15 protein-coding genes are annotated in these 14,133 nt (G+C 72.7%); 8 read left to right on the forward strand and 7 right to left on the reverse strand.

Features of this window, described 5'->3' with window-relative positions; genetic code table 11:
- Positions 1 to 535 (forward strand): amidohydrolase family protein (locus tag GTW08_RS26905; RefSeq protein WP_202417746.1); only part of this gene is annotated, 535 nt, incomplete at its 5' end.
- 65 nt (positions 536 to 600) lie between these two features.
- Entirely contained in the window at positions 601 to 1,614 is a 1,014-nt protein-coding gene (locus GTW08_RS26910) for an ABC transporter substrate-binding protein (RefSeq protein WP_073577851.1), read from the forward strand.
- Positions 1,615 to 1,711: 97 nt separating this feature from the next.
- On the opposite strand, the gene GTW08_RS26915 is transcribed toward GTW08_RS26910, so the two are convergent.
- The 4 genes from GTW08_RS26915 to GTW08_RS26930 all read right to left on the reverse strand — a co-directional run bounded on the left by GTW08_RS26915 (position 1,712) and on the right by GTW08_RS26930 (position 5,385).
- Positions 1,712 to 2,857, reverse strand: coding sequence for an MFS transporter (locus GTW08_RS26915; protein ID WP_073577850.1), 1,146 nt, complete (start codon positions 2,855 to 2,857; stop codon positions 1,712 to 1,714).
- Positions 2,858 to 2,940: 83 nt separating this feature from the next.
- On the reverse strand, positions 2,941 to 3,567 hold the full coding sequence (locus GTW08_RS26920; RefSeq protein ID WP_174565916.1) for an MBL fold metallo-hydrolase: 627 nt from the start codon (positions 3,565 to 3,567) through the stop codon (positions 2,941 to 2,943).
- Positions 3,567 to 4,655, reverse strand: a complete 1,089-nt coding sequence (locus tag GTW08_RS26925) for an S-(hydroxymethyl)mycothiol dehydrogenase (protein ID WP_073577848.1) — start codon at positions 4,653 to 4,655, stop codon at positions 3,567 to 3,569. Before GTW08_RS26925 ends, GTW08_RS26920 begins: the two co-directional genes overlap by 1 nt.
- Before the next feature lie 163 nt (positions 4,656 to 4,818).
- Positions 4,819 to 5,385, reverse strand: a complete 567-nt coding sequence (locus GTW08_RS26930) for a hypothetical protein (protein ID WP_073577847.1) — start codon at positions 5,383 to 5,385, stop codon at positions 4,819 to 4,821.
- A gap of 149 nt (positions 5,386 to 5,534) precedes the next feature.
- Between GTW08_RS26930 and GTW08_RS26935 the strand changes: the two genes are divergently transcribed.
- Positions 5,535 to 6,710, forward strand: a complete 1,176-nt coding sequence (locus GTW08_RS26935; protein ID WP_161152702.1) for a fumarylacetoacetate hydrolase family protein — start codon at positions 5,535 to 5,537, stop codon at positions 6,708 to 6,710.
- A gap of 39 nt (positions 6,711 to 6,749) precedes the next feature.
- On the opposite strand, the gene GTW08_RS26940 is transcribed toward GTW08_RS26935, so the two are convergent.
- Positions 6,750 to 7,187: an acyl-CoA thioesterase gene (locus tag GTW08_RS26940; protein WP_073577845.1), complete on the reverse strand. Its 438-nt coding sequence runs from the start codon at positions 7,185 to 7,187 to the stop codon at positions 6,750 to 6,752.
- A gap of 30 nt (positions 7,188 to 7,217) precedes the next feature.
- On the reverse strand, positions 7,218 to 8,006 hold the full coding sequence (locus GTW08_RS26945) for a MerR family transcriptional regulator (protein WP_237454223.1): 789 nt from the start codon (positions 8,004 to 8,006) through the stop codon (positions 7,218 to 7,220).
- A gap of 179 nt (positions 8,007 to 8,185) precedes the next feature.
- Here GTW08_RS26945 and GTW08_RS26950 point away from each other — a divergent pair, with 179 nt between their 5' ends.
- Positions 8,186 to 9,406, forward strand: a complete 1,221-nt coding sequence (locus tag GTW08_RS26950; protein ID WP_202417748.1) for an acetyl-CoA C-acetyltransferase — start codon at positions 8,186 to 8,188, stop codon at positions 9,404 to 9,406.
- A 23-nt stretch (positions 9,407 to 9,429) separates the two neighbouring features.
- The gene (locus GTW08_RS26955) at positions 9,430 to 11,607 is read left to right on the forward strand and encodes a 3-hydroxyacyl-CoA dehydrogenase NAD-binding domain-containing protein (protein WP_073577844.1); all 2,178 of its coding nucleotides are present in this window, start codon (positions 9,430 to 9,432) and stop codon (positions 11,605 to 11,607) included.
- 64 nt (positions 11,608 to 11,671) lie between these two features.
- Here the strand turns inward: GTW08_RS26955 and GTW08_RS26960 are convergent, their stop codons facing one another.
- Positions 11,672 to 12,031 (reverse strand): DUF1330 domain-containing protein, encoded by a 360-nt coding sequence (locus GTW08_RS26960; RefSeq protein ID WP_073577843.1) that lies wholly within the window; start codon positions 12,029 to 12,031, stop codon positions 11,672 to 11,674.
- Positions 12,032 to 12,093: 62 nt separating this feature from the next.
- Here GTW08_RS26960 and GTW08_RS26965 point away from each other — a divergent pair, with 62 nt between their 5' ends.
- The 3 genes from GTW08_RS26965 (at position 12,094) to GTW08_RS26975 (ending at position 14,099) form a co-directional block, all read left to right on the forward strand.
- Positions 12,094 to 12,387, forward strand: coding sequence for a Dabb family protein (locus GTW08_RS26965; protein ID WP_073577842.1), 294 nt, complete (start codon positions 12,094 to 12,096; stop codon positions 12,385 to 12,387).
- A 52-nt stretch (positions 12,388 to 12,439) separates the two neighbouring features.
- A complete protein-coding gene (locus tag GTW08_RS26970; protein ID WP_253068314.1) occupies positions 12,440 to 13,072 on the forward strand; it encodes a DedA family protein in 633 nt (210 codons plus the stop codon).
- 166 nt (positions 13,073 to 13,238) lie between these two features.
- Positions 13,239 to 14,099, forward strand: coding sequence for an ATP-binding cassette domain-containing protein (locus GTW08_RS26975; RefSeq protein WP_073577840.1), 861 nt, complete (start codon positions 13,239 to 13,241; stop codon positions 14,097 to 14,099).
- Positions 14,100 to 14,133 lie beyond the last annotated feature (34 nt).

Here is a 14,133-nt window from a genome sequence, read left to right on the forward strand (position 1 = left end):
CGTTCCGCGGCCCCGGTGGCCGGAGTGGGCCGAGCCGGTCCGCGCCGGGTCCGCACTCCCGGTCCGGGTGCGCAGCGCCGGGCCGCTGCCGGCCGGTGCCGTCGACGTCACCGACGTCGCCGCGCTGGCCACGGCCCTGCCCAAGATCCGGTTCGTGGTCGGCGCCGCCTGCGCCCCGACCGCGTCGCTGGTCCGGTTGGCCCGCCTGCCCAACGTCTACGTGCTGCTCACCGACCTGCTGATCGCGTTGCGCCGGCACCGGGTGCCCGCCGCCGAGGCGCTCGGCGAGCTGCTGGCCGCCTACGGCCCGGACCGGCTGATGTTCGGCAGCGGCTACCCGCTGGTGCGCCCGGCGCGCCTGATCCGCGACCTCATGACCTTCCGCTACCCCGACGAGCTGCGCGGACGGTTCCCCGAGCTCGACGACGACGTCCGCGCCGCCCTGCTCGGCGGCACCGCGGCACGGGTCCACGGGTTCGACCTGGCCTGCGCCACCGTCCGTCCCCGCCGCCGAGGAGTGTTGAGCCCCACCTGAATGCAGGAGAGGCAACCCTCATAACGTGTCCTATCCTTCCGCCGGACGAGCGAAGGGGAACGGACATGGGACTCACCCGACGGCAGATGCTTCTCACGACGCTGGCTGCGGCCGGTGGCGCCGTACTGGCCGGGTGTGGCGGGGGCGGCAGGTCGGAGACCGGCACCGGTGCCGCGACGGGGAGTGCCGGGTTCCCGGTGACGATCGAGGGCAAGCTCGGTGCGGCGACGATCCCGCAGGCCCCGCAGCGGGTGGTGTCCGTGGGCTACACCGACCACGACGCGATCCTCGCGCTCGGGGTGGCGCCGGTGGCGGCCCGCTACTGGTACGGCGACGAGGAGGTCGTCGTGCAGCCGTGGGCCCAGGCGGCCGCGCAGGCAGTGGGCGCGGCACCGGCGGTGCTGAACATGTCCTCCGTCGAGCCGGAGAAGATCGCAGCACAGCGCCCCGACCTGGTGATCGGCCTCTACTCCGACCTCGACGCCCAGAGCTATCCGGTGGTGAGCGCCGTCGCGCCGACCGTCGGACCGCCCCGGGGGTTCGACGACTACGGCGCACCGTGGCAGGAGTACACCCGCGAGACCGGACGGGCGCTGGGCAAGGAGGCCGAGGCCGAGAAGCTGGTCACCGATCTGGAGGCCAGGTTCGTCGCCGCCCGCGACGCCGACCCGCAGTGGAAGGGGCGCTCGGTCGTCGTCGCGAGCCGCAGCGCGGACAAGATCAGCGTGTTCTCCTCGCAGGACCCCCGCTCACGGTTCTTCACCCAGCTGGGGTTCACGGTGCCGCCCCGGATCGACCAGCTGGCCGCAGGCAAGTTCTACACCGAGTTCAGCTTCGAGCAGGCGAGCGAGCTCGACCACGACCTCATCGTCTGGGATCAGCTGTCGTTCACCCCCGGCGGGAAGGCGACGGTCGTCGGGGACCCGCTGCTGTCGCGGTTGCCCGCGATGCGCGACGGGCGCACCGTGTTCCTGGAGGGGGCCACCGAGCTGGCCTTCGCCTGGCAGACCGTGCTCAGCCTTCCGTCCGTGCTCGACGCGGTCGTCCCCCAGCTGCAGCGGGCGATTCCGAAGACCTGAGCCGCCGCCGTCGGGGAGGGGCGCCCCGACCCCGGGGCCCCGCCCTGCCACGCGACGCTCCTGCCCGACCGCCGCTCCGGGGTTGCCGTCGCGGTGGTCAGGCACGACGACGCCGGACGGCCGGGGTGAGCAGGAGCAGCACCGCGGCCGTCGTGCCGAAGGCGGCGGCGAACCCGAAAGGCTCGGCGATCGCGCCGAGCCCGGTCGCCCCCAGGCCCGTCCCGGCGTCGTAGGCGATGTTCCAGGCGGCGCTGGCCGCGCCGTAGTGCAGCGGCCCGGCGGCGGCGAACAGGGCGACCATCGCGTCGTTCTGCACCAGCCCGAACCCGGCGCCGACGACGGCCGCCCCCACCACCAGCAGGACCGACGCGTACGGCGCGGCGAGCACCCCGAGCAGCCCGACCGTGGCGCACGCCGTCCCGACCGGGAGCAGTGTCCCGGGACGTCCGCTGCGGTCGGTGAGGGTGCCCGCGACGCCGCGGCCGAGCAGCGCGCCGAGTGCGGTGGCGAACAGCGCGGCAGGCACCGCGACCGTCGCCCCGGGGGCGACGAGCGGGGCGAAGGTGATCACGCCGCCCTGCGCGGTGGAGCAGCCCAGCATGGCCAGGACCGGCGCGGCGGGGAGCCGCCTGCGGGTCTCGCGGGGGTGTGGGACGACATCGTCGCGGCGGGGTGCCGGGGCCCGCCGGGGGCCCCGCACGAACGCCACCACCAGGGCTCCGGCGACCGGGGTGATCCCCGCCAGCAGGAACACCCCGGTGAACCCCAGCGCGTCGACGACCGCGACACCTGCCGGCAGGAACAACAGCTGGGGCAGGCCGACGGCGTAGCCGTAGCGCGCCGACGCGCGACCGTGTGCGGAGGGCTCGACCAGCTCCGCGACGAGCGCGCTCCCGGCGACCGTCGCCAGCCCGAACCCGATCCCGCGGACCGTGGAGACCGCCAGCACGGGCCCGAGGTCGGCGGTCAGCGCGAGCAACGGCGTCGGGAGGCCGAGCAGCAGCGACCCCACGACCAGCACCGGACGGTGGCCGACCCGGCGCAGCATCGCGGGCACCAGGAGCTGGGTGGCCACGGTGGCCGCCATCAGCACGCCGGTGCTCAGCCCCGCGCCGAACTCACCGGAGCCGCCCCGGGACACCCACAGCGGCACGACCGGCAGGAGCAGGGCGTACCCGCCGAACGCCAGCGCGGTCGCGGCGAGGAGCAGGCGGAACGGGAGCGACGACAGCGAGCGGGGCACGCCCCACCGTGTCAGACACGCCGTCGCGCCGCGCCCGGTCCCTCGGGGGTGAGGGGCCGGGCGCGGCGTGGACGGTGACGGGGTCAAGATCCGTTGCGGATCCATTCCTCCAGGTGGGGTGCTTCGTCACCGATGCGGGTGGAGTCGCCGTGTCCGGTGCGGACCCGGGTGTCGGCGGGCAGGGGCAGCAGGGTGGTCCGGATCGACTCGATGATCGTGTCGAAGCTGGAGTAGGACCGTCCGGTGGCGCCGGGTCCGCCCTGGAACAGGGTGTCGCCGGTGAACACGATGCCGAGTTCGGGGGCGTAGAGGCAGGACGAGCCCGGTGAGTGGCCGGGGGTCTGCAGCACGGTCAGGTCGATCCCGCCGGCGGTCAGGACCTGCCCGTCGGCGAGTTCGCGGTCGGGCTTGCGGTCGGGCCAGGTCATGTCCCAGAGGACCATCTCGGCGGGGTTGAGCAGGATCGGCGCGGAGAAGCGGTCGGCGAGGGCGGGGGCCTGGTTGACGTGGTCGTCGTGGGCGTGGGTGCACACGACGGCCTTGACGCGCCGGTCGCCGACGGCGGCGGCGATGGCGTCGGCGTCGTGGGCGGCGTCGATGACGAACACCTCACGGTCGTCGCCGACGATCCACACGTTGTTGTCGACGTCGAAGGAGCCGCCGTCGAGGTTGAAGGTGCCGGAGGTGACGACGTGGTCGATCGGGGCCATCAGAGGACCACCACCGAGCGGAGGACCTCACCGGCGTGCATCTTGTCGAAGGCGGACTCGATGTCGTCGATCCCGATCTCCTCGGTGACGAACTTGTCGAGCGGGAAGCGTCCCTGCAGGAACAGGTCGACGTAGGTCGGGAAGTCGCGGCTGGGCAGGCAGTCGCCGTACCAGGAGGACTTGAGGGCGCCGCCGCGGCCGAAGTAGTCGATGAGCGGGATCTCGGGGGCGTTGAGGTCGGGGGTGGGGACGCCGACCAGGACCACGGTGCCGGCGAGGTCGCGGGCGTAGAAGGCCTGCTTGTAGGTCTCGGGGCGCCCGACGGCCTCGATGACGACGTCGGCGCCGTTGCCGTCGGTCACGCTCTGGATGAACTCGACCGGGTCGGTCTCCTTGGCGTTGACGGTGTGGGTCGCGCCGAACTCCTCGGCCCACTTCAGCTTCCGCGGGTCGGTGTCGACGGCGATGATCGTCGTCGCACCGGCGAGCTTCGCCCCGGCGATGGCGGCGTCACCGACGCCGCCGCAGCCGATGACGGCGATGGAGTCGCCGCGTCCGACCTGCCCGGTGTTGACCGCGGCACCCAGCCCGGCCATGACACCGCAGCCGAGCAGGCCCGCGACCTTGGCGGGCGCCTCGGGGTTCACCTTCGTGCACTGTCCGGAGTGGACCAGGGTCTTCTCGACGAACGCGCCGATCCCGAGCGCGGGGGACAGCTCGGTGCCGTCCTCGAGGGTCATCTTCTGCGTGGCGTTGTGGGTGTCGAAGCAGTACTGGGGCTTGCCCTTCTTGCAGGCCCGGCAGTTACCGCAGACGGCGCGCCAGTTCAGGACGACGTAGTCGCCGGGCTCGACGTCGGTGACGCCCTCGCCGACGGACTCGACGATCCCGGCGGCCTCGTGGCCGAGCAGGAACGGGAACTCGTCGTTGATGCCACCGAGCTTGTAGTGCAGGTCGGTGTGGCAGACCCCGCAGGCCTGGATCTTCACCACGGCCTCACCGGGACCGGGATCGGGGACATTGATCGTCTCGACGGTGACCGGCTCACCCTTGGCGCGGGCCACGACGCCACGTACCTGCTGTGCCATTGCTCGTACTCCACTCGTCCTCGATGCCGCCCGCTCGGGACGGATGCTCGGATGGCGACTCTGGCATGGGTGACCGGACGGTGCCAGGTCGGATCCGGCCCTGCAACAGGTGTTGTACCGAAAAGGCCCCGGCCCGCGGGACGCGGGCCGGGGCCGGGCGACCTCAGAAGTCGAAGTCACCACCCATGTCCATGCCGCCGTCGTCGAAGCCGGGGTCCTCGGCCGGGGGCTCCTCGGCCGCGGCCACGTCGTCACCATCACCGGCGTCGTCGAACATCGCGCCGGCGATCGCCGTGCCGATGAACGCGCCCGCGACACCGGCGAGCAGCGACCCGGCGATCATCCCGCCCATGCCCGGACCACGGCCGCCGCCGAGCGAGCGCTCCATCGTGCCGGGGTTGCGCATCTCGGCGCGGGTCGCCATCCGCGCCAGCTCCTGCGGGTCGGCCGACCGCGCCCGCTCGGCCTCGGGGACCTGTGCGCCGACGTCGTTCAGCACCGCCTGCCGCTGCTCGGGGGTGAGTTTCGCGAAGGCCTCCGCGTGCGCCTGCTCCACCTGCTCCGGCGGGGCGGTGCGGAGCATGTAGCGGTAGCGCTCGATCGCCTGCTGGTCGGGATCCTGCTGCTGCGCCCGGCCGGAGCCCTGGTGGGGCGCGCCCCCGAAGCCCTGCTGCGGCTGTGCCTGCGCGCCTCCGGTGAGGCGTTCCTTGAGCTTGTCGAGCAGACCCATCTGCGGGTGTCCTCCTGCGTTCCGGGTGAGTTCCCGGTGGTGTGTCGGTACGTGTCCGATCCGGACGGAACGGGCACACCGGTCGAACGCGTGACAACCGTGGCGAGTTCCCACCCACGCCGTCGCCGGATCGCCTACGGTCGGGGACCGTGACGACTGCGCCGCCGCCGACGACCGTCCCCGCCCTCGCGCTCGGCGCCGTCGCCGGGAAGGGGCGCCCCGGGAGCTCGCGCATCGCCTGTCCGCTGCCCGACGGTGGCCTGCTCGACGTCGGCTCGCTGGCCACTGCACAGCGCGGCCCGTACCCGGACCTGCTGGCCGCGCCCGACCTGACCCGGCTGCTCGACGCCGGTGCCCCGGCCTGGCGCGAGGTCGTCCAGTGGCTGCGCGGCTGGCGCGAGGACCACGAGCGGACCGCCGCGTACCGCCTGCCCGACGAGGGACTGGTCCCGGTGCTGCCGTTCGCCGTCGCCGACTACGTCGACTTCTACGCCTGCGAGCAGCACGCACGGAACGCCGGACTGATCTTCCGCCCGGACGCCGAGGACCCGCTCACCCCGAACTGGCGGCGGATGCCGGTCGGGTACCACGGCCGTTCCGGCACGGTCCGGGTCACCGGCACCCCGGTCGCGCGCCCGGCGGGGCAGCGCGGGCCCGAGGACTTCGGTCCCTGTGCCAAGCTCGACTTCGAGGCCGAGCTCGGCCTCGTCCTCGGCGGGCCGGTCCCGGGGCCGGTCGGAATCGACGACGCCGCCGACCACGTCTTCGGCGTCGTGCTGCTCAACGACTGGTCCGCCCGCGACATCCAGTTCTTCGAGTCCCGCCCGCTCGGCCCGCACCTGGGCAAGTCCTTCGCGACGTCGATCTCGGCCTGGGTGACACCGCTCGACGAGCTGTCCGCGGCCCGGGTCCCGCTGCCCGCGCACGACCCCGCGCCGCTGCCCTACCTCGCCCCGGGTGAGCCCGCGCTGGGCCTGGACCTCGACCTCGCGGTGCACGTCAACGGCGAGCTGGTCGCGTCCCCGCCCGCGAGGGACCTGTACTGGTCCCCGGAGCAGATGGTGGCCCACCTCACCTCGGGCGGCGCCGGGCTGCGCGCCGGCGACCTGCTCGGTTCGGGCACCGTCTCCGGCCCGGAGCGCAGCGGGTTCGGCTCGATGCTGGAGCTGTCCTGGAACGGCCGCGACCCGGTCGTGCTCGCCGGTGGCGCCTCGCGCACCTGGCTGGAGGACGGCGACGAGGTCGTGATGACCGCGACCGCGCCCGCCCGCGACGGCGGCCGGGTCGCCCTCGGCGAGGTCCGCGGCCGGATCCGCGGCGCCTGACCGCCGCAGCCGGCGGGGGAGACCCTCGGCCGGGGGTGCTCAGGGGCGCAGCGGCATCAGCGGCTCGGGGTCGCCGAGCGCGTTCAGGATCAGCGCCGGCACCTCCTGCTTGCCGCTGCCGTCGACGGCGATGACCACGTAGACGGTGCGGCAGTCGCAGGTGACGATGCGCTCGCCCGCGTCGTCGAGGGCGCGGACCTGGAAGTCGAGCGCGAAGCTGGTCCGGCCGATCCGCGCCGTCGACACCGCGACGACGACGTCCTCGCCCCACCCGACCCCGGCCCGCCAGTCGAGCTCGGTGTGGACGAGCTGGACGTCGTAACCGGCGTCGAGCATCGCCCGGTAGGTGAGGCCGCGGGACTCGAGGAACTCGGTCATCGCCTCGTCGAACCAGGCCAGGTACCAGGCGTTGAAGACGACCCCCTGGGCGTCGACCTCGTGGTAGCGCACCCGGACCGGGAACTCGAAGCTCGCCATGGGCCGATGTTACGACTCACCCGGCCGGGCTCACCCCTCGTGCCGGTCGGAGCCCCCGGAGGAGTCGACGCGCTCCCGGATGGCCCGGTTGACCGCCCGCCCGAACGCTGCGACGACGCCCTGCAGGGTGATCGGTTTGAGCCGGGAGAAGGCGGCGGCGAGCCGTCGCCGCTCGTCGGCGGGGCGGCCGCGGTCCCGGTAGGGCTGCAGGACCTCGTCCTGGAACAGCGTCATCAGGTCCTCGGCGAGCGCGGCGGTGTGCCGCTCGATGAGGTCGTGCGAACGCTTCCACAGCTCGGGGGGCAGGCCGGAGTCCAGAGCCTCCAGCGCGGAGCCGAGCGCGACCGCGCCGTGCAGCCGGACGGTCGCCGGGCCGTCGCCGGGCAGCCGGGTCAGCGCGCCGAGCCGTTCGAGGGTGGTGACGTCGTCGTCGGACAGACGGCGACCCGCGCGCCGGTCGAGCCCGGCCCGGTCCAGCTCCTCGTCGACCTCGGGCAGCCAGGGCGTGAGCAGCGCGCGCTGCAGGGCCAGCTCCTCCGGCGCGGTCTCCAGCGGTACCCGTTCCAGCTGCCGTTCGATCGCGGCGAGGGTGAAGCCCAGCCCGGTGAGCTCGCCGATCAGCTCCAGCCGGGCGCGGTGCGCGGCGTCGTAGAGACCCGTGCGGCCGCGCAGCCGGGGCGCGGGGATGAGTCCCTTGCTCGCGTAGAAGCGGATGGTGCGCACCGACATCCCGGTCCGCTCGGCGAGCTGGTCGACGGTGAGGAGATCCCCGTCGTCGGGGGTCGGGCTCATCGCGGAGCCGTCGATGGCGGCGGACATGGCGAGCAGGTTACGGGTCGGCCGCTCGATATGACAGTGCTGGTGTGACATCATCCGTGTCACATGGACCCCGGTCCGTCTTGACCCATGTGACAGTGCTGCTGTAACAAAAGCTACCAGTAAGTAGGGGCAGTGCCGCCTGTACCGCCCCCGTGCCGACCACCCCACGAGAGGTTCGGATGAGCGAGATTCCCGAGGCCTACATCTACGACGCGATCCGTACACCGCGCGGACGGGGCAAGGCCTCCGGTTCGCTGCACGAGGTCAAGCCGATCTCCCTGGTGACCGGGCTGATCGACGCGATCCGCGAGCGCAACCCGCAGCTCGACACGAACACGATCGACGACCTGGTCCTCGGCGTCGTCTCGCCCGTCGGTGACCAGGGCGGCGACATCGCCAAGACCGCCGCCATCGCCGCGGGCCTGCCCGACACCGTCGCCGGTGTGCAGCTCAACCGCTTCTGCGCGTCCGGCCTGGAGGCCGTGAACACCGCGACCCAGAAGGTCCGCTCCGGCATGGAGGAGCTCGTCCTCGCCGGTGGCGTCGAGGGCATGAGCCGCGTCCCGATGGGCTCGGACGGCGGCGCCTGGGCGATGGACCCCGACACCGCCTACGAGACCGGCTTCGTGCCGCAGGGCATCGGCGCCGACCTCATCGCGACGCTCGAGGGCTACAGCCGCACCGACGTCGACACCTTCGCCGTGGAGTCGCAGACCCGGGCCGCGAAGGCGTGGGCCGACGGTCGCTTCGCGAACTCGATCATCCCGGTGAAGGACCGCAACGGCCTGACGATCCTCGACCGCGACGAGCACATCCGCGCCGGCGCGACCGTGGAGGCGCTGGGCGGGCTCAAGCCGTCGTTCGAGATGATGGGCCGCGACGGCGGGTTCGACGCCGTGGCGCTGCAGAAGTACCACTGGGTCGAGAAGATCGACCACGTCCACCACGCGGGCAACAGCTCCGGCATCGTCGACGGTGCGGCGCTCACCCTCATCGGCACCGAGGCCGCCGGGAAGGCCAACGGCCTGACCCCGCGTGCGCGCATCGTCGCCACCGCGCTGTCCGGCGCCGACCCGACGATCATGCTGACCGGTCCGGCGCCCGCCGCGCGCAAGGCGCTGGCCAAGGCGGGGCTGTCGGTCGGCGACATCGACCTCTTCGAGATCAACGAGGCGTTCGCGGCCGTGGCCCTGCGCTTCATGCGCGACATGGACATCTCGCACGAGATCACCAACGTCAACGGTGGGGCCATCGCGATGGGCCACCCGCTGGGGGCCACCGGCGCGATGATCCTCGGCACCCTCGTCGACGAGCTGGAGCGCCGTGACCTGCGCCGCGGCCTGGCCACGCTGTGCGTGGGCGGCGGCATGGGCATCGCCACCATCGTCGAGCGCGTCTGAATCCCGGAAGGACTGAACAAGCAGTGAGTGAGCAGAAGGCCGTCCGCTGGGAGACCGACGGCGACGGCATCGCCGTCGTCACCCTCGACGACCCGGCCAGCAGCGCCAACACCATGAACGACGCCTACCGCGAGGCCATGCGGGAGGTCGTCGACGACCTGGAGAAGCACAAGGACGACATCGTCGGTGTCGTCGTCACCTCGGCCAAGAAGACCTTCTTCGCCGGCGGGAACCTCGAGCAGCTCAGCGCGGCCGGTCCCGACGACGCCGAGAAGATCTTCGAGCTGGTGACCGAGGTCAAGGCCCAGCTGCGCAAGCTGGAGACCTTCGGCCGCCCGGTCGCGTCCGCGCTCGTCGGCACCGCCCTGGGCGGTGGCCTGGAGATCGCGCTGGCGACCCACCACCGGGTCGGCGTCGACGCGAAGGGTGTCGTCTACGGCCTGCCCGAGGTGAGCCTGGGCCTGCTGCCCGGTGGCGGCGGCGTCACCCGCGTCACCCGCATGCTGGGCATCGCGAACGGCTTCATGAACGTCCTCGCGCAGGGCCAGCGGCACAAGCCGGCCAAGGCGCTGGAGCTGGGCCTGATCGACGAGCTCGTGGCCACCCGCGAGGAGGCCTTCGACAAGGCCCGCGCGTGGGTGCTCGCCAACCCCGAGCACACCACTCAGCCCTGGGACCAGCCGAAGTACCGGATCCCGGGTGGCACGCCGTCGAGCCCCTCGCTGGCCTCGATCCTCCCGGCGTTCCCGGCGAACCTGCGCAAGCAGCTCAAGGGTGCGCCGATGCCGGCCCCGCGTAACATCCTCGCGGCTGCCGTCGAGGGCAGCCAGGTCGACTTCGAGACCGCGCAGAGGATCGAGGGCCGCTACTTCGCGGAGCTCGTGACCGGCCAGGTCTCGAAGAACATGACCAAGGCGTTCTTCTTCGACCTCAACGCCATCAACGGCGGCAAGTCCCGCCCGGACGGCCCCGCGAAGTGGCAGCCGACCAAGGTCGCCGTGCTCGGCGCCGGGATGATGGGCGCGGGCATCGCCTACGTCTGCTCCCTCGCCGGCTGGGACGTCGTCCTCAAGGACGTCTCGAAGGAGGCCGCCGAGAAGGGCAAGGCCTACTCGCAGGGTCTCGTCGAGAAGGGCGTCAAGCGCGGGAAGACCACGCAGGAGAAGGGCGACGCGCTGCTCGGCCGCATCCTGCCGACCGACGACTACGCCGACCTCGCCGGCTGCGACGTCGTCATCGAGGCCGTCTTCGAGTCCGTCGAGCTGAAGCAGGAGGTGTTCCGCGAGGCCGCGAAGTACATCAACTCCGACGCGCTCCTGTGCTCGAACACCTCGACGCTGCCCATCACCGAGCTGGCCAAGGGCGTCGACCGCCCGGACGACTTCATCGGTCTGCACTTCTTCTCGCCGGTCGACAAGATGCCGCTGGTCGAGATCATCAAGGGTGAGCGCACGAACGACGAGGCCCTGGCCAAGGCGTTCGACCTGACGCTGGGGATCAGGAAGACCCCGATCGTCGTCAACGACTCCCGCGGCTTCTTCACCAGCCGCGTGATCGGCACCTTCATCAACGAGGGCGTCGCGATGATCGCCGAGGGCATCGACCCGCAGACGATCGAGCAGGCGTCGTCGCAGGCCGGGTACCCGGCCCCGGTGCTGCAGCTGATGGACGAGCTGACCCTCACGCTGCCGCGCAAGATCCGCGAGGAGACGAAGAAGGGCGTCGAGGCCGCCGGCGGCACCTGGACCCCGCACCCGTCCGACCCGGTGATCGACCGGCTGGTCGACGAGTTCGACCGCAAGGGCAAGAGCACCGGCGCCGGGTTCTACGACTACGCCGACGGCAAGCGCACCGGGCTCTGGCCCGGTCTGCGCGAGCACTTCGGCGCGACGAACCACGACGTCGACCTGCACGAGCTGTCCGAGCGGATGCTCATCATCGAGTCGATCGAGACCGTGAAGTGCGTCGACGAGGGCGTGCTGACCACCGTCGCCGACGCCAACATCGGCTCGATCTTCGGTATCGGCTTCCCGGCCTGGACCGGCGGCGTGCTGCAGTACATCGAGGGCTACCCCGGTGGCCCGGCCGGCTTCGTGGCCCGCGCCGACGAGCTGAAGGCGAAGTACGGCGAGCGCTTCGAGGTCCCGCAGTCGCTGCGTGACCGCGCGGCGAAGGGGGAGTCGGCCACCGCGGCCGCCTGATCCCGCCCGTCACGGCCCCCCGCCGGCGTCTCTGCCGGCGGGGGTCCGTGCGTTCCGGGCCCGCTCAGCGGGGCACGGTGGGCTGCAGCGTCGCCTCGACCAGCGCCTCGGTCCGGATGTGGGTCCCCTCCTGGTAGCCGGGGTCGCGGACCATCTCGGAGAAGGCCCGCCGGCTCGGGTAGGACACCAGGAGCACCGCGTCCCACTCCTGGCCCGGCTCGGCGACGACCGGTGCCAGCCCGCGCCCGAAGTAGACGACCTCGGCGCCGAACCGGGCGGCGGTGGCCCGGAAGTGGGTGACGTAGTCGTCGTAGCGGGCCTCGCCGCCCTCGGCGAAGCGCAGCAGATTCAGCATCACGATCGGCTGGTCGGGGTCCTCGGCGAGGAAGGCCTTCATGTCCGCGCCGGACGGGTTCACTGCCATCGGCCGAGTCTACGGTCGATCTCCGGGGGCGGAACCCGACGACGACGGAAGGAGCCCGGGACATGATCCGCAACGTGGTGGTCGGCCGGCTGAAGGACGGCGTGGACCCGGCCGAGATCGAGAAGGGCCTCCAGTCCCTGCGCGACCTGCGCATCGAGGGCCTCGACCTCGACCTGAGGGCCGGCCCGGACCTGGGGCTGCGCGAGGGCAACGCGCATTTCGTGCTCACCCTCGACCTGCCCGACGAGGAGTCCTACCGCGTCTACGACGCCGACGACGAGCACAACCGGATCCGCCGCGAGCTGTTCGCCCCGCTCTGCTCGTCGATCGAGCGGATCCAGTTCCGCCTGTCCTGACCGGTCGAAGCGGACCAACCGGATGACCTGATCCTCGGGCACCATGGTGTGCGTGACGCAGTGGGTGTTCGACATCGTGGACCGGCTCGGTGCCGCCGGCATCGGGTTGCTGATCTTCCTGGAGAACGTGGTCCCACCGATCCCGTCGGAGGTGATCCTCCCGCTGGGTGGCTTCCGCGCCTCGACCGGCGCGATGGACCCGGTCGCGGTCTGGGCGGCGGCCACGATGGGAGCCGTCGCCGGGGCGCTGGTCCTCTACGCGCTGGGCCACTGGCTCGGGTACGAGCGGGTGCACCGGCTCTGCGGTCGTCGCTGGTTCGTCGTCTCCAGCCAGAAGGACCTGGAGAAGGGGCTCGCGCTGTTCGAGCGGTGGGGGAACTGGTTCGTCCTCGGTGGGCGCTGCATCCCGATCGTGCGCAGCCTGATCTCGATCCCGGCCGGGATCGCCCGGATGCCGCTGCTGCGGTTCACCGCGCTGTCCGCGCTCGGCAGTGGTGTGTGGAACGCGCTGTTCGTCTACCTCGGGTTCGTGCTCGGCGAGCGCTGGGAGGTCATCGAGGTCTACATGTCGCCGATCAGCAAGGTCGTCGCCGTGCTCGGCGCGGCGGCGATCGTGTGGCTGGTCGTGCGGAAGCTCCGGCAGCGCCGCCACCGCGACGCCGGGGTGTCGACCGGGACCGGCTGAACGCGCCGAGCCGACGTCCGGCTGCGCCGGACGGGTGATCACGACAGCCCTGCGTACCGGTCCCGCCACGGGCCGTACCGCCGGGCCACCGCCGGGCCTCGCGCCCGCGCCGCTGTGCGAACCTGATCGTCACGCACGGGCGGCGACGAGCGGTGGAGGTGGTCGGGTGCGCCTGGTCGGGATCCACCACACCCACCCGTCGGGGGCGGTCGCCCTGCGCGGTGCCGACCTCGACGTCGACCCTGCCGTGCCGACCGTCGTGCGGGGAGGCAACGGGGCGGGCAAGTCCACGCTGCTGCGGATCGCCGCCGGTGCACTCGCCCCGACCGCGGGCGAGGTCGAGGACGTCCCCGAGGTCGTCGGCTACCTGCCCGACCGGTTCCCGGCCGCCCGCAAGCTGACCCCGCGACGCTGGCTCGACCACATCGCCCGGGTGCGCGGCGTCGACGTCGACGACGCCGCCGACCGCGCCGAGGTGCTGCTGACCGAGCTCGGGTACGACGGCGACGACGACGAGCCGATGGCCGACCTGTCCACCGGCAACGCCCGCAAGGTCGGGCTGGTGCAGGCGCTGGCCTGCGAGCCCGGCGTGCTCGTGCTCGACGAACCCTGGAACGGTCTCGACGACGACGCCGCGGACGCCCTGACCCGGCTGCTCACCGCCCGCGCCGCCCCGACCCTGCTGACCGACCACACCGGTACCGCGGCCGGTCTGCCCGGCGCCCGCCTGCACCGGCTGCGCGAGGGCCGGATCGCGACCGCCTCCGACCCGGACTCCGTGCCGTTGCCGACCGCGCCGCCGCCCGGGGCGATGATGCGCCTGGACATGGCCTGTGCGGGAGACCCCCGCCCGCTGCTGGAACGGGTGCTGCCGCCCGCCCGTGTCGAGGGTGCGGCGCCGGGCCGGTTCACCGTGCGGGTCCCCGCCCCCGAGAGCGACGCCTGGCTGGCGGCCGCGCTCGCCGCGGGCTGCGCGGTCCGCTCGGTGCGGCCGGTCCGCCCGGCTCCCCGGGAGGGCGGCCGGTGAGGAGGCGGGTGCGCTCGGCGTTCGCCGTGGCGAT

The organism is Pseudonocardia sp. SID8383 (genome assembly GCF_009864975.1).
GTDB lineage: Bacteria > Actinomycetota > Actinomycetes > Mycobacteriales > Pseudonocardiaceae > Pseudonocardia > Pseudonocardia alni.